Here is a 22,229-nt window from a genome sequence, read left to right on the forward strand (position 1 = left end):
CTACTCCTGTTGCGTTAGTGTGCCCAGTATGCCAGAACCGGGGTCGCTCGACGTCACGTCCATCGCCGCGCTGATCGGCGACGCCGAGGTCGTCGCGATCGGCGAGAACAACCACCACATCCGCGAGTTCGGGGTGCTGCGCGACCGCCTCCTCCGCCACCTCGTCACCGAACGCGGGTTCACCCTCCTCGGCTTCGAGGGTGGGTACCCCGAAGGACGCCTGGTCGACGCGTGGCTCCAGGGCGGTCCTGGTGACGTCGCCGACATCGCGCGGGACGGTTTCACGTTCGGCCTCGGCGACTCGGCCGAGGTCCACGGGATGCTGACGTGGCTGCGCGGCCGCGGTGTCCGCTTCCACGGGGTCGACGTGCCGGGTTCGGCGGGTTCACCGGTGCCCGCGCTGCGAGCGGTCCGCGAAGTCCTGGCGCGGGTGGATCCCGCCAATGTGTCCCTTGTGGACACGGCGCTGGCGGCCTGTGAGCCGTACGCGTCGGTGAGCAGCGCGGTCGCGCCGGGGCGGTACCAGGAGATGAGCGTCGCCGCGCGGGACGCGGCCACCACGGCGTTGACCGTCCTCAAAGGACACGTCGAGGCGCTGGCGCCCGGCGCCGCGCACGACGCGGAGGGCGCGCTGCGCGTCGACCTCTACCTGCGTGAGCTGGACGCGCTGATGGCGGGCCGCGCGCCCGAGCCGCAGAGTTCGTCGCGGGACACGTACATGGCCGCCACCGTGCGGCAGCTGCGTCGCCTGCACCCGGGCGAGAAGATCGTGCTGATGCTCCACAACGGACACCTCCAGCGCGTGCCGTTCTCGCCGATGCCCGGCATGACGGCGCCGTCGGCCGGCACGCTCCTGGCCGCCGAGCTGGGGGAGAAGTACTTCGCATTGGCGCTCACCGCCGTCTCGGGGACGACGACGGGCCTCGTTCCCGACCCGGCGGCCCGGCTCGGCTTCCGGATGTTCGAGCAGGCCCTCGGGGAACCCGCGGAAGGCGGTGTCGAGGCGGCGCTGGCGTCCGAAGCGCCGTGCGTGGTCGCGCGCCCGGTGGGCTCGAGCATCCGGCACGCGCACATGTCGGTGTCGGTGGATGTGGCCGCCGCGTTCGACGCCGTCGTCTGCCTGAAAGGGCAGGAAACGATTTTCCGCGACGTCGTCGAATAGGTGTGCCCGTTCGGCTGCTTGCCGTAACGCCGGAGTGGGCGTTTCCTACCGGTATGGCCGGGCGGAGGCGGGCGCTGATCGTCGCCAACGGCGAGTACGACAACGCGGGGCTGCAGCGGCTGGGCTCGCCCGCGGCGGACGCGGACGCCCTCGTGGAGGTGCTGTCCGACCGGGCGATCAGCGACTTCGAGGTCCGCGTGGTCCGCAACGAGACCGCGCACGTCGTGCAGGCGGAGATCGAGGACCTGTGCGCCGAGGGGCGTCCCGACGACGTCCTGCTGATGCACTTTTCGTGCCACGGCTTGAAGGACGACTCCGGCGGCCTGTACTTCGCCGCGCGCAACACCCGGCCCGACCGGCTGCGGTCCACGGCCGTGCCCGCGCAGTTCGTGCAGCAGTGCCTCCGGCAGAGCCGCTCGCGCAGCGTCGTCCTGCTGCTCGATTGTTGCTACGGCGGGGCGTTCGGGCAGGGCGTGGCCGTGCGCGCGTCGGGTGACGCGAACGTGCTGGACAGCTTCCGCGGCGGCCGCGGCCGCGCGGTCATCACGGCGTCGAACTCCATCGAGTACGCCTTCGAGGGTGCGCGGCTGGCCGAGGGACAGCCCGCGCAGCCGTCGGTGTTCACGGCGGCGCTGGTGGAGGGGCTGCGCACGGGGGAGGCCGACCGCGACGAGGACGGCTGGATCGCGCTCGGCGAGCTGTACGAGTACCTGTTCGACCGCGTCCGCGAGCGCAACCCGAAGCAGACCCCGAGCCGCGACATCGAGATGCAGGGCGAGCTGTACCTGGCGAAGAGCAGACGCCGCCGCATCAAGCCGTCCCCGACCCCGGTGGACCTGGCGGCGGCGATCGCGGCGGAGAACCCCTTCACGCGGCTGGGCGCGGTGGCGGAGCTGCGACGCCGGCTGGCGAGCGACAACCTGCCGGTGGCGATGGGCGCGTTCGAGGCCCTGAAGTCCATGGCGGCGACGGACATCCAGCACGTCGCGGCGGCGGCGTTGGACGCTTTGGGTTTCGCGGTGGTGCGGGTGGACGTGCCGTCGGTGCGGCTTTCGGCGCCGGCGGGTTCGCGTGCTTCGGCTTCGCTGCGGGTGTCGGGCCCACCGGTGGCGCGAGAGGTGCGGTTCGAGGCGTCGCACGCGTGGATCGGCGTCGCGCAGACGGCTTCCGGTGCGGAGTTGTCGGTCACGGCGGGGGAGCCGGGGGTGCGGCGCGGGAAGGTCGTGGTGACCGGGCCGACCGGCGATGCCGTGGTGGAGGTGGAGATCGAGGCGGTTCCGGTGGCCGAGCCGGTCGCCGAGCCGGAGTCGGTGGTGGAGGCCGAGCCGGTCGCCCAGCCGGAGTCGGTGGTCGAGGCCGAGCCGGTCGCCAAGCCCGTCGCCGAGCCTGAGCCGGTCGCCGAGCCCGTCGCTGAAGAGGTTGAGCCGGTGGCCTCGGAGCAGGCGCCCGAGCCGGTCGTCGAAGCACCCGCGTCGCTCGTCACGGCCGATCCCGAGCCCGAGCCGGCCGCCGAAGAATCTGCGCCCGTCGCACCGGTGCCGAAATCCGAGCCGGTGGCGACCACCGCGGAGTCCCCGGCGGACCCGGTCGCCGGCACCGCCGGTGTCACGGCGATCGCGGCCGCCGTCTTCGCCGTGATCGGGCTCGGCCTGAACTACCGCTACGACGAATACACCCTCGGCCAGTACCGGCCCGGCATGCCGCTCTACGTCAGCTTCGTCGTGGCCGGTGCGCTCGTCGGCGGAGTGCTGGTCCTGGCCCCGCGGACGCGGCGGCGGACCGGCCCGGCCGTCCTGGTCGGCACCGGTTTCGCCGCGCTCTTCGGGCTGCTGCGGTTCATCGGCGAGGGGATCACCCTCGGCGCGAACTCGTCGGACACCGAACTGAACGCGGGTTACGTCTTCGAGTTGATCGCGCACGTCGCGGTCGTGGTGGCGGCCCTGCTGGCGCTCGCCGCCCTGCGCCGCAGCCCGGGGCTCGCGTTCGGCGCCGGTGGGGTGCGGGGGTGGCAGCCCTGGGTGGCGATCGCGCTTGCCTGCGTGGTCGCCACCGGCTGGCTCACCCAGCTCGCCGAGCTGGACCACTTCGACCCGAGCGAAGCCGGCCGGGCCACGGCCTACTTCACGCTCGGCCCGCTCGTGGTCGTCCTGCTCGTGATCACCGTGGCGGCCCTGCGCCCGCCGGCGGTCGCGTGCGCCGTGCTGGGTGCCGGGACCGCAGGGCTGGCGGGGGTGCTGGGCCCGACGTATTCGAGCCTCCGGGACAACACGTCGCTGACCCTCTTCGGTGAGGTCCTCGCGGGAGTGGGACTCGCCGGGCTGGTGGCGCTCACCGCCGTCTGGGCGCTCCGGCTCCGGAATCAGCCGATCGAGCGACAGCCCTGAGTTGTCGCCCGGGCAACGCCGGGGTACCACGACGATCATGAGGATGCTTCTCGCCGCCGTCGTGGTCGTGCTCGCAGGTCAGACCCCGGCGGCCGCCGCCGGTGGGGTGCAGGCGGACCCGCCCGGCTGGGGGCTCGACCGGATCGACCAGCGCACCGGGCTCGACCACGCCTACCACTACGCGAGCGACGCCTCGGGCGTCACCATCTACGTGATCGACAGCGGCGTCGACGCGAAGCACCCCGACTTCGAGGGCCGGGTCGCGCCCGGGCGGGACTTCCTGAACGGCGGCTCCGACACGGCCGACACCAACGGCCACGGCACGCGCCTCGCCGGGATCGCCGCGGGCAAGGCGTACGGCGTCGCGAAGGGCGCGCAGATCGTGCCGGTGCGGGTGCTCGACAAGGACGGCGGCGGCGCCACCGACCAGATCATCGCGGGCATCGACTGGGTCGCGCAGAACGCGCAGCAGCCGGCGGTCGCCCTGCTCGGCATCGGCGGCGTCCCGAACGACCAGCTCGACGCGGCGGTGAAGCGGCTGGCGGCGGTGGTCCCGGTCGCGGTCCCGGCGGGCAGCGAGACGGCCGACGCGAGCGGCTTCTCGCCGGGCCGGGTCGCCGAAGCGCTGACCGTCGGGGCCACCGACAGCCAGGACCACCCGGACCAGGCGTCGAACTTCGGCCAGGACATCGACCTGTACGCCCCCGGCGTCGACGTCCCGGGTCCGATCGCGGGCGGCACGGGCGCGGGCCCGGACTCGGGTACGTCGATGGCGGCGGCGTTCGCGGCGGGAGTGGCGGCGATCTACCGCGCGCAGCACCCGGAAGCGGGTCCCGACCAGGTGGACCAAGCGCTTGTTCAGGCGGCGACCCCGGACGCGCTCAAAGGTGTGCCGGGCGGCACGGCCAACCGGTTGCTCTACACGCCTTCAGGGGCCTGAAGCCCGGTTGTCCCCAGGCCGGCTCGATTGTGGACAACCCGGCCGGGCATCCCCGATTTCCGGGGGTCTTCCCGGCCGGGGTCGATACGGTGAGCGCAGTCCGGATCACCGGGCAGGCCTTGGAGGAGGTGCACCGTGCTCGAACCGTCGCCGGAGCGGATCCGGCTCTTCGCGCGCCGAGGAGTCGTCGAGAGGTGCCACCGAGGCCGACCACCCAATCGTCTGGTCCGCATGATGTCCATCACCTGGTACTGAACTCCCGCAGAGCGGGAAGAACCGGGTAACGTGCGTTGACTTACCGATCCATACGGGAAGGACCGGGCAATGTTCCGCAAGGTGCTGGTGGCCAACCGCGGGGAGATCGCGATCCGAGCGTTCCGCGCCGGCTACGAACTGGGCGCGGGGACCGTCGCCGTGTTTCCGCACGAAGACCGCAACTCCCTGCACCGGCTGAAGGCCGATGAGGCGTACGAGATCGGCGAGCCCGGTCATCCCGTGCGTGCCTACCTCTCGGTCGACGAGATCGTCGCCGCCGCGAAGAAGGCGGGAGCCGACGCCGTCTACCCCGGCTACGGCTTCCTCTCCGAGAACCCCGATCTGGCGCGCGCGTGCGAAGAAGCGGGCATCACCTTCGTCGGGCCGAGCGCCGACATCCTCGAGCTCACCGGCAACAAGGCCCGCGCGGTCAAGGCCGCGCGCGAGGCCGGCGTGCCGGTGCTCGGGTCGTCCGAGCCGTCCAGCGACGTCGACGCGCTCGTCGCGGCGGCCGACGACCTGGGCTTCCCCGTCTTCGTGAAGGCCGTCGCCGGTGGTGGCGGGCGCGGGATGCGCCGCGTCGAGGACCCCGCCCAGCTGCGCGAGTCCATCGAGGCCGCCGCGCGCGAGGCCGAGTCCGCCTTCGGCGACCCGACCGTCTTCCTCGAGAAGGCCGTCGTCGAGCCGCGGCACATCGAGGTGCAGATCCTCGCCGACGGCGCGGGCAACATCATCCACCTGTACGAGCGCGACTGCTCGGTGCAGCGGCGCCACCAGAAGGTCGTCGAGCTCGCCCCGGCGCCGAACCTCGACCCCGAACTGCGCGACCGGATCTGCGCGGACGCCGTCAAGTTCGCGAAGCAGATCGGCTACCGCAACGCCGGCACCGTCGAGTTCCTGCTCGACAAGCAGGGCAACCACGTCTTCATCGAGATGAACCCGCGCATCCAGGTCGAGCACACGGTCACCGAAGAGGTCACCGACGTCGACCTCGTGCAGTCGCAGCTGCGGATCGCCTCCGGCGAGACCCTCGACGACCTCGGCCTGAGCCAGGACAAGATCTACCTGCGCGGCGCGGCGCTGCAGTGCCGCATCACCACCGAAGACCCGGCCAACGGTTTCCGCCCGGACACCGGGATGATCTCCGCCTACCGCTCGCCGGGCGGCTCGGGCATCCGGCTCGACGGCGGCACCGCCTTCTCCGGCACCGAGATCAGCGCCCACTTCGACTCGCTACTGGTGAAGCTCACCTGCCGCGGCCGCGACTTCGAGACCGCCGTCGGGCGCGCGCGCCGTGCCGTCGCCGAGTTCCGGATCCGCGGCGTCTCGACGAACATCCCGTTCCTGCAGGCGGTCCTGGACGACCCGGACTTCCGCGCCGGGCGCGTCACGACGTCGTTCATCGAGCAGCGCCCGCAGCTGCTCACCGCGCGGCAGTCCGCCGACCGCGGCACGCGGCTGCTCACCTACCTCGCCGACCAGACGGTCAACAAGCCGAACGGCGAGCGCCCGAAGACCCCCGATGCGACGCTCAAGCTGCCGAAGCTCGCGAAGGACGCCCAGCCGGCCGACGGGTCGAAGCAGAAGCTCGTCGAACTCGGCCCGGTCGGGTTCGCGGAGTGGCTGCGCAAGTCGCCGCACGTCGGCGTCACGGACACGACGTTCCGCGACGCGCACCAGTCGCTGCTCGCCACCCGCGTCCGCACCAAGGACCTCCTGGCGGTCGCGCCGGTCGTCGCGAACACCCTCCCCGGATTGCTGTCGCTCGAGTGCTGGGGCGGCGCGACCTACGACGTCGCGCTGCGGTTCCTCGCCGAGGACCCGTGGGAGCGCCTCGCCGCGCTGCGCGAAGCCGTGCCGAACATCTGCCTGCAGATGCTGCTGCGCGGGCGCAACACCGTCGGGTACACGCCTTACCCGACCGAGGTGACGCACTCGTTCGTCCAGGAGGCGACGAAGACCGGCATCGACATCTTCCGGATCTTCGACGCGCTCAACGACGTCGAGCAGATGCGCCCGGCCATCGAAGCCGTGCGCGAGACCGGGTCCGCCGTCGCCGAGGTGGCGCTCTGCTACACCTCGGACCTGTCCGACCCGGGCGAGAAGCTCTACACGCTCGACTACTACCTCAAGCTGGCCGAGCAGATCGTCGGCGCCGGGGCACACGTCCTGGCGATCAAGGACATGGCCGGGCTGCTGCGCGCGCCCGCGGCGACCAGGCTGGTCACCGCGCTGCGCAAGGAGTTCGACCTGCCGGTGCACATCCACACCCACGACACCGCGGGCGGCCAGCTGGCCACCTACCTCGCGGCGATCAACGCGGGCGCGGACGCCGTCGACGGCGCGGTGTCGTCGATGGCGGGCACGACGTCGCAGCCGTCGCTGTCGTCGATCGTGGCGGCCACCGACCACTCCGACCGCACGACCGGGCTCGACCTGGACGCGATCGGCGAGCTGGAGCCGTACTGGGAGAGCGTGCGCAAGATCTACGCGCCGTTCGAGGCCGGGCTGGCCTCGCCCACCGGGCGCGTCTACCACCACGAGATCCCCGGCGGGCAGCTGTCGAACCTGCGCACGCAGGCCATCGCGCTGGGCCTGGGCGACCGGTTCGAGGACATCGAGGCGATGTACGCGGCCGCCGACAAGATCCTCGGGCACCTGGTGAAGGTGACGCCGTCGTCGAAGGTCGTCGGCGACCTCGCGCTGCACCTGGTCGGCGCGGGCGTCTCCCCGGCCGACTTCGAGGCGGAGCCGAACAAGTTCGACATCCCCGACTCGGTGATCGGCTTCCTGCGCGGTGAGCTCGGCGACCCGCCGGGCGGCTGGCCGGAGCCGTTCCGCACCAAGGCCCTCGAAGGCCGTGCCGCCGCGAAGCCGGTCGCGGAACTGTCCGAAGAGGACCGCACGGCCCTTGCGGAACACCCCCGCAAGACGCTCAACCGGCTGCTGTTCCCGGCGCCCACCAAGGAGTTCGAGGCGCACCGCGAGGCCTACGGCGACACGTCCGTGCTGCCCAGCAAGGACTTCTTCTACGGCCTGCGGCCGGGGGAGGAGTACCAGGTCGACCTCGAGCCGGGCGTGCGCCTGCTCATCGAGCTGGAGGCGATCGGCGAGGCCGACGAACGCGGCGTGCGCACGGTGATGTCGACGCTCAACGGCCAGCTGCGCCCGATCCAGATCCGCGACCGCTCGATCGCCTCGGACATCCCGGCGACCGAGAAGGCGGAGAAGGGCAACCCGAAGCAGGTGGCGGCGCCGTTCGCCGGCGTGGTGACGCTGCAGGTTTCGGAGGGTGACACGGTCGAGGCCGGCGCGACGGTCGCGACGATCGAGGCCATGAAGATGGAGGCGTCGATCACCGCGTCCGCCGGGGGCAAGGTCGGCAGGCTGGCGATCAACTCCGTCCAGCAGGTCGAGGGCGGCGACCTCCTGCTCGTCCTGGAATGACGCTGATCACCGCGGTCCCGCAGCGTCAAGGCGCGGTGGGACCGCGGGTGGCGGAGCTGCCGGACGGCTGCCTGGCGCTCGCGGAGCTGGCCGGGCACGTGCTCGGTTCGCCCGTCCACCACGTCCGGCAGACCCGCGAAGTGTCCGAAATGGACCGCGGGATCGCGTCGCGCGCGGTGCTGACGGGCCCGAACCGTGCGGCGCAGCTGGCGGCGCTGGAGGCCCCGGGCGGCCCGGTCCTGACGATCGGCGGCGACTGCGGGGTCGAGCTGATCCCGATCGGGGTGGCCCGGTTCCGGCACGGACCGGGCCTGGGCGTCGCGTGGTTCGACGCGCACGCCGACCTGAACACGGCGGCGACGTCCCCGTCGGGGGCGTTCCACGGGATGGTGCTGCGGTCCCTGTTCGGCGAGGGCGACCCGGAGTTCGCGGCCGCCCCGGCGTTGACTCCCGGAAACGTGGTTCTCGCCGGGACGCGCGTGTTCGACCCGGAGGAGCGGGCGGCGGTCTCGCGGGGCTTGGCGGTCACGTCGATGGAGGCGCTGGCGGGCGTGGAGAAGCTGTACGTCCACGTGGACCTGGACGTGCTGGACCCCGCGGAGTTCGCGGGCCTGAACTACCCGGAGCCGGACGGCTGGACCATCTCGCGGCTGGTGTCCGAGCTGGACGCCCTGGCCGCGTACGAAGTCGTGGGCGCCGGAATCACCGAGTGCGTGGGGACGTCGCGCGAGGTCGAGGTGCTGGAACCGGTCCTGGCCGCGATCGGCCGCCTCCTCGCCGCTAGCTGACGTCGTAGGCGGCGCGGACCGCGGTCACCGCGGCTTCCACGTCGATGCCGAGGTCACGCGCCCGCGTCGCGTACTCGATCGCCGCGGTGAGGAGCTGCGCCGTCGGGTCCGGGCGGTCCGCGGGGGTCGTGACCACCGTGCCGCGTGCGCGGGCCGTCACCACCCAGCCCGCCGCCTCCAGCTCGCGGTAAGCGCGGGCCACCGTTCCGGACGCCAGTCCCAGGTCCCGGGCCAGCTGGCGGATCGGCGGCAGGCGCGTCCCGTCCGGGAGCGCCCCCGCCGTCACCGCGCGGACGATCTGGTCGTGCACCTGCCGCCAGGGCGCCAGGCCGTTTTCGGTGTCGACGACGATCTTCACGCCGGGGCCGGCTGCCGTTTCACCGGTGCGGTCACCGCCAGGAACGCGGCCAGCCCGGCGACGACCGCCAGCAGCGATCCGAGGTTCCCGGCCGGCCAGCCGAGCGCGGCGCAGGCGGCGATGCCGAGGCCGAGCGCGACACGTCCGCTGCGTCGGCGCAGGGCCAGGTCGGCGCGCTGCTCCCCGACCGCCGGGCGGCGCACCGTCAGCGCCGTGATCACCCAGCAGACCACCGTGGTGCCCGCCGCGGCCGCCAGCAACGTCCACTGCGCGGTCCAGGCCAGGTGCACGATCGCGCCGGCCGACGCCAGGCCGCTCAGCACCAGCGCCCAGATCGGGACGATGTCGGTCAGCGTCCGCGCGGCCAAGACGGCTTCGCGGCGCGGGGTCCGCGACGGCCGCTGGGCCAGCAGCTCGGCGATCAGGCCGCCGATCAGCAGCGTCGTGATGATCGTGCCCGGCCCGGTGTCGTCGAGCACGGGCGGGATCGCCAGGTAGAGCCACGGGTACCAGAGCCGGCGCCGCTTGAGGTACCGGACGGCGAGCGCCACCTCGCCGGCGTCCGGGTCGGGGACGCCCCAGCGCACGAGCAAGCGCTTTCCGTGCTTCTCGCCCGGCCAGAGCACGATCAGGATCGCCAGCCCGATCAGGCCGCTCAACAGCCCGACGGCGAGCACGTTGTCCCACGGCATGCGAACCTCCTCGCTTGTATCAACCACACGATACAAGCGATCGGGGTGGCGTGCGCGACGGGTTCCGGGTTCGCCCGTTCGTACGTACAATCGTGAGCAGTCGGCGGGGTAGTTGTCAGCGTTCCGCAGCTGCGCCTCGTGAACTTGTCACGAAGATGACAAGAAATCGGTTTCCCTTCGAAGGTGTGACACGTTCCGGACTAGTTTTTCGATGTGTCCGGTGTCACCCCGCACCAGGTGGGGTGCACGGGCCGGGGTCCCGGGGCGGAGCGAAGGAGCTGCGATGTCGGTGGAGCGCGGATTCGATCACGCTGCGCCGCCGCCCGCCGCACTACCCCGCAAGCTCGCCGACATCCTGCGTCCCGAACTGGCCAGCCTCGCGGCCGAGATCGTCGACGAGATCCGCGCGACCATCCCGGCCTACGCCCGCCCGCTCGACGGCCCCTACGGCAAGTCGATCCGGGCCGGCGTCGAGTACGCGATCACGTTGTTCGTGGCGCAGATCGCCGACCCGACGGTGTCCAAAGAGCAGTCCCACGAGGTGCACCACCGGCTGGGGCAGAACGAAATGCGCGAGGGGCGCAGCCTCGACACGCTGCAGTCGGCGTACCGGGTCGGCGCGCGCGTGTCGTGGCGGCGGATCATGCGCGTCGGGCGGCGGAGCGGGCTTTCGTCGGCGGTGATGTCCCAGCTGGCCGACGCGATGCTGGCGTTCATGGACGAGCTCGCCTCCGTCGCGCTCGACGGCTACCTGGAAGCGAAGGCGCGCACAGCGGGAGCGCTCGACACGTGGCGCCGCAAGCTGCTGCACCTCATCCTCGAGACCCCGCCCGCGTCCCCCAAGGCGATCGCCGAGCTGGCCCAGCTGATCGGCTGGCCGGTGCCGACCGACGCGACGCCGGTGGCGGTCTGCCCGGCCGACGGCGTCGCCCCGGCCCGCCGCCACGCCGGGCTGGACGCGGACATCCTCGCCGAGCTCGACACGCCCGACCCGAAGCTGGTGGTCCCGGGTGAGCTCGGCGGCGCCCGCCTGGCGACGCTGCAGGTGGCCCTGCCGGACTGCCGGCTCTCGATCGGCCCGTCCGTCCCGCTCGCGTCGGTGGCGGATTCCCTGCGCTGGGCCCGGAACGCGCTGCACCTGGCCGAGCGGGGCGTGCTGGTGCCGCGCCCGGTGCTGCGGGCGGAGGAGCACCTGGCGACGCTGCTGGTCAACTCCGACACGGGACTGGTCGGCACGCTGCGGCACCGCCTGTTCGCGCCACTGGCGGACATGACGGGCAAGCAGCAGGAGCGGCTGCTGGAGACGCTGCGGGCGTGGCTCGACAGCCAGGGCAACGTGGTGGAGATCGCGGAGCGCCTGGGCGTCCACCCCCAGACGGTCCGCTACCGCATGCGACAGCTCCAGGCGACGTTCGGCGACAGCCTCCGCGACCCGGCGGCGCGCTTCGAGATGGAGCTGGCGTTGCGCGCGGGCGCGGCACCGTTGCCGTTGCGCTACCCGGTGAGCGAGCTGCTGCCGTCCCAGCGCGCCGGGGTCACGCGTCCACAGTGGACGTCCAGCTAGCCCTGGGTTCGCGTCGGCCCTGAATGACCGAAGGGTCCTCTCCTCCCGGGTGAGGAGAGGAAAGGACCCATCGCGACGTCAGCGCGGGTGCTTGGCCACCGCTTTCTTCGCGGCCGAGACCGCCGGGTCCGGCGGGGGTCCGTCGGATCCCGGCGGGCACTGGGTGTGGTCCGGTTCGGTGCACACGATCAGGTTGTAGGTGTCGACGAAGGCCTGGTTGCCCGGGCCCGAGCCCATCCCGGACAGCAGCGGGTCCAGGTCCTGGCCGCCGGCGCCGCAGCCGGTGAACTTCGGCAGCTCGAACCCGGTCTTCTCGTCGGTCCGGATGTGCCCGACGCCGAACGCTTCGTACGGGCCGTTCAGCGTGAGGGTCACCTTGTCCGCCGTCACGCAGTCGGGGCCCAGGTCCAGCGGGACGCCGTTGACCTTCGCGTTGCTCAGCCGGGCCATCACCTGCAGCGTCGTGTTCAGGAACGTGGCCCCGGTGTCCGGGTCGGTGGTGATCTTGCCGGCGATCTCGATGACCTTGCTGTTCCGGTAGTCGACCGGCAGGAACTCGACGGTCGCCGTCACCGGCACGAAACCGAAGCCGAGGAAGGACGTCGTCGCCGGGTTGAAGGTGGTCGACCCGGTCACCCGCGAGGTGCCGTCGACCAGGTTGAGGATGAACAGCCCGTTGAACAGGAACGCCGGGTCGGCGGTGACGGTCGCGCCGAGCTTCCGGACCGTCGACTTCGTCATGATCGTGACCAGGCTCAGCGGCACCGCGAACTCGTCTTCGGTCGGGGGATCGCCCGGCCCGGGCGCGTCGGCGGCCGCGGCCAGCTGCTTCTGCTTGGTGCCCGGCACCGTCTTCGGCAGGACGAGCACCTTGCCCAGCGTCGTCTGCTGGTCGGGGTCGAGGGTGCACGCGATCTGCGGCACCGGCTGCGTGGCCGCGGTGTCCGGCGGCGGCACGGCCTCGAGCGACAGCGTCGGCGCGGTGACGTCGAAGGTGACGGCGCCGACGGTGTTCAGGGCGATCTCCGGCACGGTGCCGGTGGCCGTCAGCGTGACGTCACCGGTCTCCGGCAGCGGGGTGGCCGGGACGGTCAGGTCGACCGGCACCTTGTCCGCCTTGTCGTCCTGGCGCACGGCCAGGTCGACGTGCACGCCGCCACGCAGCGAGCCGGCGGTGGCGCCTTCGGGGAGGTAGGAGAGTGCGACGTCGCGGGGGAGCGTGAGCTTCGCCGAGAACGCGCCGATCTTGGCCGACGTCCCGGTCTTCGCCTGCGCGGGCAGCGTCGCCGCCGTCTCGGCCGTGAGCTTCCGCGCGCCGAGCGGGTCGGCGAACGGGCACGTCACCGAAACCGACGCCGTGGCCTTCGTGTCCGGCGGGACCGCGGGCGCGGGGGCGGCCGAGCCGACCCCGGTCAGCGCGCCGTTCACCGCGGAGAGCAGGCCGACGGCCGCCAGCGCGGAAACGGTGAGGGTGCGGGGCCGGACTCGACGTGGCATCGGGTTCCCTGGGTGCGTTCGGAAGGGACGGGACGTCCCGGTGCGGGCCGGGGACCGGACCCGCACCGGGAAACCCGGTCAGGAGACGGTGATGCTCGGGCTGAACGCGGTGTTCTGCGCCGGGCTCGTCACCTTCAGAGTGCAGTTCATCGTCCACGGCGACCAGGTGTTGGTCGACTTCTTGTGGAACTCCAGGTTCGCCGACAGCCCGCTCGTCAGCGACAGGGACGCGGTGCCCGCGGTGGCCGGGGCGGTCCAGTTCGGGATGCTGGACGTCGCGACCTGCGAGATGTTCACCGTGATCGGCCCGCCGGTCGGGTAGATCACCTCCGGGATGTTCAGCCCGGTGGCCGACGGCTGCGAAAGCGTCCCGGACGAGGCCGTCACCGGCACCGTCGCGGTGCCCCGGATGCCGTCGTAGCCGACCGCGGTGAGCAGCGAGTGGACGGTCGCGCTGATCGTCGCGGACCCGCCGACGTTGGCGGGCGTGACGGTGGTGCCGTGCACGACGGTGTCCGGCGCGTCGAGGTGCGCCGTGATCGCGACCGGCTGCGGCGAGATGCCGGGGAAGGTGCAGTTGTAGGTGAGCCCCGCCGTGCCGCCGGCGGTGTAGGTGACCGTGGCGGCGGCCGCGGTGCCCGCGGTCAGCACCGCGATGGCGCCGATCGCGGTAGCGGTGGTGGCGATGCCGGCGGACAGCCTGCTGAGTCGGGACATACCTGTCATCTCCTTTGATTCAGTTCAGTCTCGGCTTTGGCTGATCGATTGCTCGCCGCCGTGAGCCCCCATCGCGTTCACCGTCCCCTTTGCCCCGGGCGGCGGGTCGCGATTTCATCGGCGTGCGAGGTGGAGGTCCATCTGCCGAAATCGAGGCTACTCGCCAGTTCAGTAAGGAACAAGACTTCGCGGCGGCACGGGTGAGGCGGCGTTCGGCGGTATCGGTTTCTTGTGCGCGACGGCGTAGGCTGACGGCCGGACTTGGCGGATTTTGACAAAGAACGGCCGACGCGGCGAAGTGCCGCGTGCACCGGTCTACCATTTGTGATCTTGCCGAAGCAATCCCGGATAACGAAACCGGAGAAATGAGGCTACCGTGCCGGGTACTTCCCGTTGTGGACGGGTATCACTGAAGGGCGCCGCATTCGCGGTGACGGCGGCGATGGCCGCCTCGGTGTTCGCGCAGCCGGCGTCCGCGGCCACCGTCGGCGGCGTGATCGCCTGGGGCAAGCCGGACTACGACGTCACGATCCCGCCGCCGGACGCGCTGGCCGGCGTCACCGCCGTGTCGGCAGGCAGCACGACCGCGCTGGCGCTCAAGGGCGGCGCGGTCCTCGCGTGGGGCGCGAACAACTGGGGCGCCAACGAAATCCCGGCCGCGGCGACGTCCGGGGTCAGCCAGATCGCGTCGGGCTGGGGACACGAGCTGGCCCTCAAGAACGGCAAGGTCCTGGCCTGGGGGAACAACTGGTACGGCCAGACGACGCTGCCCGCGTCGGTGGCGAGCGGGGTGATCGCGATCTCGACGTCCAACATGCACAGCCTGGCGCTGAAGCAGGGCGGATTGGTGGTGAGCTGGGGTTCGCGGACCGACGTGCCGGCGGCCGCGCAGTCCGGCGTGACCGCGATTTCCGCTGGGGGAGACCACAACCTGGCACTCAAGAACGGCGGCGTGCTGGCCTGGGGGAGCAACACCTACGGGCAGACGACCGTGCCGGCCGGGCTTTCTTCGGGCGTCACGGCGGTTTCCGCCGGCTTCTACCACAGCCTGGCGCTCAAGGGCGGCCGTGTCTACGCCTGGGGCCGCGACAGTCTCCACCAGACCGAGGTGCCGCCGGAGGCGCTCTCGGACGTCGTCAGCGTCGACGCCGGGTTCAACCACAACGTCGCGCTCAAGGCCGACGGCTCGGTGGTGACCTGGGGTTCGAACTTCGTCGGCGAGTCGTACTTCCCCTGGTGCGGGCCGGTGTTCGCGGTTTCGGCCGGGGACAACGACAGCTTCGCGCTGAAGGAAGACCCGGCCGCCCCCTGCTGACAGCCGCGGGTGGCGGGCACTCGGCCCGCCACCCGCGTCACGTCACTTCAGGGTGGCGTCGCTGGCCAGGTCGAGCGAAATGGTGTTGCCCGGCCCCGAAACCAGGGCGCCGAGCGCGATGTCGGCGACGAAGCAGTTGGTGAACTCGGGGATCGTGTAGGTGCCGGTGACCGTGATGGCCGGCGCGGTGATGTCGATGTCCTGCGCGGACAGCGTGAGGTCGAGCGGGGTCTTCGTCTTGCAGCTGCCCGGGACGGTCGGCAGCGGGAAGATCGGGATGATCGGGCCGGCCCAGATGTCGTAGATCTCCATGTTGGCCTTGGCCTTGGTGACGAGGTTGCCGTCGGCGATCGTGCCGGTGGCCGGGCCGAGCGGGGTCACCTTGACCTTGGCCTTGATCCGGAAGATGCCTGACAGCAGGGAAATGTCGGCCTGGGAGGGCGGGAGCGCCAGGTCCGCGCTGAGCCCGACCGAGCCGGTCTGGTCGTCGATCAGCAGGTTGCCCTTGAGCGAGCCGGGGCCGAGCGCCATGGCGCTGCCGGTCTTCTTCACCGTGGTGCTGCCGGTGACCTTGTAGGACACGGGGATCGGGATGACGTCGGCCGAGGCCGGGGTCACCACGACCCCGGTCAGCACGACGGCCGCCGCCGACGTGAGCACGGCCATTCTCCTCAGCTGCGTTGCCACGGACATGGTTGTCCTCCTTGTGCGTTTCCCGTCCGTTTCCGGGTGCTTCCGGAAACGGTGAAGTGCTCGTTGTTCAGCGGGGTTCGAGCTCGGTGACGACCCAGCCGTCACCCGTGCGTTCCGCGGTCACGGAAAGCTGTGCGGCGGCGCTGTCGGTCGCATTGTTGTCAGCCCGGACGGCTGATTGATCGAGAAAGACGAGTAACCGCGCGTGACCATTTCGCAGTTCTTGCACGGCGATCGCCGAAACGCGCGAAGTGAGCACGAGTTTTTGCTCGGGAGCCTTCTGCCTGACTTGGGCGAAGAGCTTGTCGTAGGAATCCTTGGCGGACCCCCGGAGCACGGCGGCGGCGGCCTTTTCGGTGACGTCGGTCTTGTCGTAGGAATAGGAGAAGATCCGGTTCATCGCGAGGGTGACGGCCGAGGTGACCTCGGAAGTCTGGCCGACGTCGGTGAGCGCGAGGTTGCCGGCGGCGGGGTTGCTCGAGGCGGAGCGGGCTTCGAGGGTGAACCAGACACCGGCCCCGGCGAGGACGAGGGCGGCGGCGAGCAGGAGGGCGGGGAGCCGGAGCCAGGCGGGGCGGGGCTTGGCGGGTTGAGCTGCGGGTTCGCCTTCGGCTTCAGCTTCCGCCGGCTCGCCGGCGGCGGGTTCAGTCTCGCCTTCGGCCGGGTCGCTGCCGGTGGCTTCGGCGGACGCGGCTTCGGACTCGGCCGACGCCTCAGCGGCCCCGGCGGCCTCGGCCCCGGCCTCGGCGGCCCCGGCGGGCTCGGCCCCGGCCTCGGCGGCCCGATCTGTGTCGGCGGCCCGGTCGGTTTCGGCGACGGCCCCGGTGGGCTCGGCGGGCTCGGCCGCGGCCTCGGCGGCCCGATCTGTGTCGGCGGCCCGGTCGGTGTCGGCGACGGCCCCGGCCTCGGCAGCGGCCGAGCCTTGCTCGGTCGCCCGGCTGCCGGGTTCGCCGGCCCCGGCAGAGCCGGGCCGGGTGTCCCCGATGCTGCCCGGTGAGAGTTCAGCCGAGTCGCTCGAGCTCCGCGCCGATCCGTCCCGCCCGTCGGCGGGCGCGGCCTGCTCGGCCACCCTCGCGCGGTTCATCGGGCGCCCACCGGCAGCTGGTCCAGCGCGCTCAGCTTCCACCCGTCCGCCGTCCGGGACAACGCCGCCGCGAAGCGGTTGCGCTTCACCGCCGGGGCCGTTCCTTCCTTCGCCATCGTGATCTCCACCGAAGCCAGCATCTTCGCCGTGCCCGCGTGCTCGTCCAGCTCGCTCAGGGCCGCGTCCAGCACCCGGCCGGTCGCCACCGTCGCGTTCGCCGCCAGGGTTTCCTTCGTCTTGGCGTCCGTGCGGGCCAGCTGGTCGTGCAGCGGGCCCGTCGAGGCCGACAGCCAGCGCCCCAGGCCGCCGTTCACGTCGTGGTAGTCCAGGCTGCTCAGCTCCGCCACCAGCGTCCGCCCGGTCGTCAACGCCTCGTCGCGGGCCACCCCGTACGTCAGCGACGGATCGTGCGACGCCGAGTACCACGAATAGCCCGACCAGCCTGCGAAGACGGCGGCCGCCGCGAACACCACGACCGCACCCTGCTTCACCGCAGCCACAGCATCTCCTCGAGGCTCGTCGACGTCGCCTGCCCGTCGAGTCCGGTCAGCCCGCCCGGCACGGCCGGTTCCGGCACCGGCGGGTGCGGCGCGTTCTGCACGCCGCGCACCGAGCTCTCGTTGCCGTACGGCAACGTGCACGCCGCTCCGGTGTCGAACGGCAACGGCGAAAGGTCGTCGCTGGGCCGGTGCCGCGTCCCGCCGTAGCCCTGGACGCACGGCGGCGGGTTGTCGAAGTTCAGCACCAGCGCCATCCGCAGCGCGTCACCCCGGGGGTTCAGTGCCGACCCCACCCCGGCGACCGCGCGCGGCAGGTTCGCGAACAGCGACTCCTCCGCCGCGGTGCGGGTGCCGAACACCCGGGCCGTCGTCAGGAGGTTGGCCAGCAGGATCGGCAGCCCCGGGTCGTTCTCCTTCAGCAACGCCGAAAGCTCCGTCGCCGCCGGTGGGGCGGTCGCGATCAGGCGCCGCAGGTCGCCGTCGGAGCGGGCCAGCTGCTGGGCGAAGACCCGGGCGTTGCTGCTGAACGAACGCCACTCCGACGACGAGTCGACCTGGGTGCGCAGCACCGTCGCGCCGTCGTTGATCAGCTTCGACGTCTGGGGCAGGTTCGCGCTCGCCTCGTGCGTGAACGTCGTCGCCGAGTCCATCAGCGTCTGCAGGTCCGGGCCGGCGCCGCGCAGGGCATCGTCGAGCTCGTCGACCACCGTGCGCAGGTCCTGGGTCGGCACCGACGCGGTGAACGAGTCCAGGTCCGTCAGCAGGCTGTTGACCGGCAGTGGCAGCGTCGTCGACTCGCGCCGGATGACCGAGCCCGCCGCGAGGTAGGGCGCGTCGGCCGTGCGCGGCTGCAGGTCGACGTACTGCTCGCCGACGGCCGAGCGGTTCGCCACCACCGCGCGGGAGTCTTCCGGGATGGGCGGGGCGCCGTCGTCGATCAGCAGGTCGGCCTCGGTCCCGGTGACGGTGAGCCGCAGCTCGCCGACCCGCCCGACGGCGACGCCGCGGTAGGTGACCTCGCCGTTGGTGAACAGGCCGCCGCCCTCGGCCAGCTCCAGCTTCACCACGTAGCTGCCGGACCCGAACAGCCGGCCGAGCCCGGCGTAGTTCGCGCCGACGAAAGCCGTGGTGGCCAACGCGATCACGATGAACAGCACGACCTGAAGACGTACTCTGCGCGTCAGCATCACTGGCCTCCCGAGGGGATCGGGAGCGGCGGCAGGCCGGGCGGCACGCCCTCGCCGGGCGGGGGCAGCGGCACGCCGGACGCCGGGATCATCGACGCGTAGGCGTTGACGTAGTCGCCCTTGATCGCCGGGAGCACCGAGTCGGGGAACGGGAACGTCGGCAGCATCTGCAGCGACTTCGGCAGGTCGGCGCCGGCGTCCGCGAGCTGGCCCAGGATCGGTGCGAGCGCGCGCAGGTCGGCCACCATGTCGTCGCGGCTGCGGTCGACGACGTCGGTGGCCACCGTGGACAGCCGGTCCAGCGCCTGCAGCATCGAGACGAGCTGGGTGCGCTGGTCGGTGAGGGTCTGCAGGCCGGGCGTCAGGTCGGTGAGCGCGCCGGAGACCTGCTCGTGGCGGTTCGCGAGCGTCGAGGAGAGCCGGTTCAGCCCGTCGAGCGCCTCGGTGATGTCCGACCGGTGCGCGTCCAGGTCCGTCATCAGGGTGTTCACCCCGGACAGGAACGAGCGGATCTGGGCCTCGTTGCCGTCCATGACCTTCGACAGCTCTTTGTTGATCGTCTGCAGCTGCCCGATCCCGCCGCCGTTGAGCAGCAGCGAAAGGGCGCCGAAGATCTCCTCGAACTCGGGGTTGCGGTTCGTGCGGTCCAGGGGGATCGTCGCGCCGTTCACCAGCCGCGCGCCGCCCGCGTTCGGCGCCTCGCCGTCCGGTGCGGCCAGCTCGACGAACTTTTCGCCCAGCAGGCTCGACTGGCGCAGCCGCGCGACGGCGCCGGCCGGCAGCACGACGTCGCCGTTGACGTCCAGGACCGCTTCGGCCGTCCACCCGTCGCCGCCCAGCCGGATCTCCCGCACCCGCCCGACCGGGACGTCGCCGACCTTGACGGCGGCCTGCGGCACGAGGTCGAGGACGTCGGCGAACTGCGCGGTCACCGCGAACGGGTGGTCGCCGAGGTCGGCGCCGCCCGGCAGCGGGAAGTCGTAGACGCCCTTGAACTCGCCGCCCGAGCAGCCCGCGAGGGCCAGGCACCCGATGGCCACGGCGGTGAGGATCCGCTTCATCGCCCACCCCCCTCGTTGGTGTAGACGTCGCCGGTGACCGGCAGGGGCAGGTAGTAGTCGAGGTTGCCGCGGCCCCTCAGCCGCCCGGTCGCCGGGTCGATCGCGTTGAGCACGTTCGTCACGGCCAGCGGTGCGCCGTCGAGGGTGTCGGCCAGCGACTGGCGCTGCTCGACGAGCGTCCGCGTCGTCGTCACCAGGTCGTCCACAGTGGACTTGATCGCGCCGCGGTTGTCGCGGATGAACGTCTGGACGTCGCCGAGCGCCTGGCCGAGGCTGTCGAGCGCGTGGGCCAGCTCGCCGCTGTTGGCGGCCAAGGTGCCCGAGATCTGCGCCAGCTGCTGGTTGACGCCGCTGATCTGCTGGTCGTTGGTCGAGAGCATGGTCGTGAACCGCTGCAGCTCGTCCACGGTGCCGAACAGGTCACCCGAGTTGCCGGCCAGCGTCCGGGCGAGCTGGGCGAAGTTGCGGACGCTGTCGTTGAACGCCTGCCCGTTGCCCCGCAGGTTCTGCGCGCCGGTCTTGAGCAGGTCCGACAGCGCGCCCTGGGAGTTCGCGCCGTTCGGGCCGAGGGCTTTCGACAGCGAGTCGAGGCTGGCGTAGAGCTGGTCGAGCTCCACCGGGGTGGCCGTCCGCTGCACCGGGATGGACGCGCCGTTCTTCAGCCGCGGCCCGCCGCGGGCCGGCTTGGCGAACTGGACGTAGCGGTCGGCGACGACGCTGGGGGCGATGACCAGCACCGTCGTGTCCTCGGCGATGCCGACCGAGCCGTCGACGGTCATGTCCACCTGCACCTGCTCGCCGCGCGGGGTGACGGAGTCGACCTGGCCGATGCGGACGCCGAGCACGCGGACGTCGGAGCCGGAGTAGACGCCGACCGCGCGGGAGAAGAACGCCGTGACGTGGTGCTCGCCGGTGCCCGAGAACACCCACCACAGCGCGGCCGTCACGACCAGCGCGAGCAGGATCGCGGCGGCGACGAACCGGGTGGTCAGTACCCCCGCGCGGGTGGTGGTCAGCGCGCTCACTTGGTGCCTCCCGGCGCGGTGCAGGGGTCGTGGTTCTCCGGCAGCAGGCCGCAGAGGTAGGCGTCGATCCAGCGCCCGTTGCCGGTGGTGTTGGTGACCACGCGGAAGTACGGCCCGGCCAGCTGCAGGCCCCGGGTGAGGTTGTCGTTCTGCCGCTTCAGCAGATCGGTCACCTGGGACAGCGACTGCAGCGCCTTCTTGAGCGGGTCGGAGTTCTCCGCGACCAGGCCGCGCAGCTGGTCGGCCAGCCGCGCCGAGCCGGTGAGCAGGTCGTGGATCGCGTCGCGGCGGCGGTTCAGCTCGGTCAGGAGCAGGTTGCCGTCGTCGATCAGCTTTTCGAAGTCCTCGTTCGAGTTCGCCAGCGTCGTGGTCAGCTTCCGCGCGTTGGCCAGCAGCTCGGCGATCTCGCCGTCGCGGCTGGAGACCGTCTTGGACAGCTGCGACAGGCCGTCGAGCGCGCTGCGGACGTGCTCGGGGGAGTTGCGGAAGGTGTCGGACAGCGTGGTGAAGCTGTCCGCGAGCTGCTTGGTGTCGATCGCGCCGACCGTGTCGGCCAGGCCGTTGAACGCGTCGGTGACGTCGTAGGGCGTGACCGTCCGGGTGCGCGGGATCGCCTGGTCCGGGTTCTGCACGCCGTCGCCGGTCGGGTTCAGCGCGAGGAACTTGCGGCCCAGCAACGTCTTGATCCTGATGTCGGCGGTCGTGCGGTCGCCGACCCACGCGTCCTTGACCCGGAAGGTCACCAGGACGTGGTCGTCGGCCAGCTCGACGTCGCGGACCTCGCCGACCTTGATGCCGGCGATCCGCACCTCGTCGTCCGCCTGCAGGCCCGCGGCCTCGGAGAACTCGGCCTGGTAGGTGGTGCCGCCGCCGACGACCGGCAGGTTGTCGTAGTTGAACGTGACGGTGAGCAGCGCGGCCAGCGCGACGCTGCCGACCACGCCGAGGGCGATCGGGTTGCGCTCCTTGAAGGACTTCACGAGTCGCACCTCGCCGTCGGGACGTACACGCCGCGCGGGGGCGTGGTCTGGAGCGTGGCGCGGCAGAGGAAGAAGTTCATCCACGTTCCGTAGGAGGCGACGCGGCCGATCTCGGTGAACTTGACCGGGAGGTTCGTCAGGAAGCTGTCCACATCGGACTGCTTCTGCGCCAGCGTGCCGGCCACCTCCTGCAGCCCGGCGATGCTCTCCTTCAGCGGCGGCCGCGCCTGCTCGAACAGGCCCGCGGTCGACTGCGTCAGGTCGCCGATCCCGCTGATGGCGTCGCCGATCGCGGCGCGGTCACCGGCCAGCCCGGACACGAGCTGCCGCAGCGTGGACACCAGGTTCGCCAGTGCGTCGCCCTTGCCGTTGACCGTCTTGAGCACCGAGTTGAGGTTCCCGATCACCTCGCCGATCACCTTGTCGCGCCCGGCGAGGGTGGTGGTCAGCGAACCGGTGTGGGCCAGCAGGCTTTCGACGGTGCCGCCTTCGCCCTGCAGCACCTGGACGATCTCGCCGGAGAGCTCGTTGACGTCGTTCGGCGACAGCGCCTGGAACAGCGGCTTGAAGCCGTTGAACA

Annotated in this window: 19 protein-coding genes; 7 read left to right on the forward strand and 12 right to left on the reverse strand. The window is 71.8% G+C overall.

Going from position 1 to position 22,229, the window contains the following annotated elements; all coding sequences use genetic code 11:
- The first annotated feature begins 28 nt into the window (after positions 1 to 28).
- The 5 genes from ABZ342_RS04615 (at position 29) to ABZ342_RS04635 (ending at position 8,976) form a co-directional block, all read left to right on the forward strand.
- Positions 29 to 1,162, forward strand: a complete 1,134-nt coding sequence (locus ABZ342_RS04615) for an erythromycin esterase family protein (RefSeq protein ID WP_360468710.1) — start codon at positions 29 to 31, stop codon at positions 1,160 to 1,162.
- 53 nt (positions 1,163 to 1,215) lie between these two features.
- Positions 1,216 to 3,546 carry a caspase family protein gene (locus ABZ342_RS04620; RefSeq protein ID WP_360468712.1) on the forward strand — a complete coding sequence of 777 codons (2,331 nt, stop codon included), beginning with the start codon at positions 1,216 to 1,218 and terminating at the stop codon, positions 3,544 to 3,546.
- A 43-nt stretch (positions 3,547 to 3,589) separates the two neighbouring features.
- A complete protein-coding gene (locus ABZ342_RS04625) occupies positions 3,590 to 4,486 on the forward strand; it encodes a S8 family peptidase (protein WP_360468751.1) in 897 nt (298 codons plus the stop codon).
- A gap of 324 nt (positions 4,487 to 4,810) precedes the next feature.
- A complete protein-coding gene (locus ABZ342_RS04630; RefSeq protein ID WP_360468714.1) occupies positions 4,811 to 8,188 on the forward strand; it encodes a pyruvate carboxylase in 3,378 nt (1,125 codons plus the stop codon).
- Positions 8,185 to 8,976: an arginase family protein gene (locus tag ABZ342_RS04635; RefSeq protein ID WP_360468716.1), complete on the forward strand. Its 792-nt coding sequence runs from the start codon at positions 8,185 to 8,187 to the stop codon at positions 8,974 to 8,976. Before ABZ342_RS04630 ends, ABZ342_RS04635 begins: the two co-directional genes overlap by 4 nt.
- Here ABZ342_RS04635 and ABZ342_RS04640 read toward each other — a convergent pair.
- The gene (locus tag ABZ342_RS04640; protein WP_155545150.1) at positions 8,969 to 9,334 is read right to left on the reverse strand and encodes a GntR family transcriptional regulator; all 366 of its coding nucleotides are present in this window, start codon (positions 9,332 to 9,334) and stop codon (positions 8,969 to 8,971) included. The two genes, ABZ342_RS04635 and ABZ342_RS04640, sit on opposite strands and share 8 nt — an antisense overlap.
- Positions 9,331 to 10,026 carry a hypothetical protein gene (locus ABZ342_RS04645; protein WP_360468718.1) on the reverse strand — a complete coding sequence of 232 codons (696 nt, stop codon included), beginning with the start codon at positions 10,024 to 10,026 and terminating at the stop codon, positions 9,331 to 9,333. Before ABZ342_RS04645 ends, ABZ342_RS04640 begins: the two co-directional genes overlap by 4 nt.
- Positions 10,027 to 10,309: 283 nt before the next feature.
- Between ABZ342_RS04645 and ABZ342_RS04650 the strand changes: the two genes are divergently transcribed.
- A complete protein-coding gene (locus tag ABZ342_RS04650) occupies positions 10,310 to 11,590 on the forward strand; it encodes a PucR family transcriptional regulator (RefSeq protein WP_155545152.1) in 1,281 nt (426 codons plus the stop codon).
- Between the two features lie 78 nt (positions 11,591 to 11,668).
- Here ABZ342_RS04650 and ABZ342_RS04655 read toward each other — a convergent pair whose 3' ends face one another.
- Both ABZ342_RS04655 and ABZ342_RS04660 read right to left on the reverse strand, forming a co-directional pair.
- The gene (locus ABZ342_RS04655) at positions 11,669 to 13,087 is read right to left on the reverse strand and encodes a DUF6801 domain-containing protein (protein ID WP_360468720.1); all 1,419 of its coding nucleotides are present in this window, start codon (positions 13,085 to 13,087) and stop codon (positions 11,669 to 11,671) included.
- Positions 13,088 to 13,165: 78 nt separating this feature from the next.
- On the reverse strand, positions 13,166 to 13,804 hold the full coding sequence (locus ABZ342_RS04660; protein WP_360468722.1) for a DUF6801 domain-containing protein: 639 nt from the start codon (positions 13,802 to 13,804) through the stop codon (positions 13,166 to 13,168).
- 442 nt (positions 13,805 to 14,246) lie between these two features.
- Between ABZ342_RS04660 and ABZ342_RS04665 the strand changes: the two genes are divergently transcribed.
- Positions 14,247 to 15,119, forward strand: a complete 873-nt coding sequence (locus ABZ342_RS04665) for a hypothetical protein (RefSeq protein ID WP_360468724.1) — start codon at positions 14,247 to 14,249, stop codon at positions 15,117 to 15,119.
- 42 nt (positions 15,120 to 15,161) lie between these two features.
- Here ABZ342_RS04665 and ABZ342_RS04670 read toward each other — a convergent pair whose 3' ends face one another.
- The 8 genes from ABZ342_RS04670 to ABZ342_RS04705 form a co-directional block, all read right to left on the reverse strand.
- On the reverse strand, positions 15,162 to 15,812 hold the full coding sequence (locus tag ABZ342_RS04670) for a hypothetical protein (RefSeq protein WP_155545156.1): 651 nt from the start codon (positions 15,810 to 15,812) through the stop codon (positions 15,162 to 15,164).
- 67 nt (positions 15,813 to 15,879) lie between these two features.
- Positions 15,880 to 16,896 (reverse strand): hypothetical protein, encoded by a 1,017-nt coding sequence (locus ABZ342_RS04675; protein WP_360468726.1) that lies wholly within the window; start codon positions 16,894 to 16,896, stop codon positions 15,880 to 15,882.
- Positions 16,893 to 17,396, reverse strand: a complete 504-nt coding sequence (locus ABZ342_RS04680; protein WP_360468728.1) for a hypothetical protein — start codon at positions 17,394 to 17,396, stop codon at positions 16,893 to 16,895. The genes ABZ342_RS04675 and ABZ342_RS04680 overlap by 4 nt, the downstream gene beginning before the upstream one ends.
- On the reverse strand, positions 17,384 to 18,583 hold the full coding sequence (locus ABZ342_RS04685) for an MlaD family protein (protein ID WP_360468730.1): 1,200 nt from the start codon (positions 18,581 to 18,583) through the stop codon (positions 17,384 to 17,386). The genes ABZ342_RS04680 and ABZ342_RS04685 overlap by 13 nt, the downstream gene beginning before the upstream one ends.
- Complete coding sequence (locus ABZ342_RS04690; protein WP_360468732.1) at positions 18,583 to 19,644, reverse strand: MCE family protein; 1,062 nt, start codon at positions 19,642 to 19,644, stop codon at positions 18,583 to 18,585. The genes ABZ342_RS04685 and ABZ342_RS04690 overlap by 1 nt, the downstream gene beginning before the upstream one ends.
- Positions 19,641 to 20,669 carry an MCE family protein gene (locus ABZ342_RS04695; protein WP_360468734.1) on the reverse strand — a complete coding sequence of 343 codons (1,029 nt, stop codon included), beginning with the start codon at positions 20,667 to 20,669 and terminating at the stop codon, positions 19,641 to 19,643. The genes ABZ342_RS04690 and ABZ342_RS04695 overlap by 4 nt, the downstream gene beginning before the upstream one ends.
- A complete protein-coding gene (locus ABZ342_RS04700) occupies positions 20,666 to 21,649 on the reverse strand; it encodes an MCE family protein (RefSeq protein WP_360468736.1) in 984 nt (327 codons plus the stop codon). The genes ABZ342_RS04695 and ABZ342_RS04700 overlap by 4 nt, the downstream gene beginning before the upstream one ends.
- A partial coding sequence (locus ABZ342_RS04705; protein ID WP_360468738.1) for an MCE family protein occupies positions 21,646 to 22,229 on the reverse strand: 584 nt, incomplete at its 5' end. The genes ABZ342_RS04700 and ABZ342_RS04705, both read right to left, overlap by 4 nt.

The organism is Amycolatopsis sp. NPDC005961 (assembly GCF_040629235.1).
GTDB classification, from domain to species: Bacteria; Actinomycetota; Actinomycetes; order Mycobacteriales; family Pseudonocardiaceae; genus Amycolatopsis; species Amycolatopsis camponoti.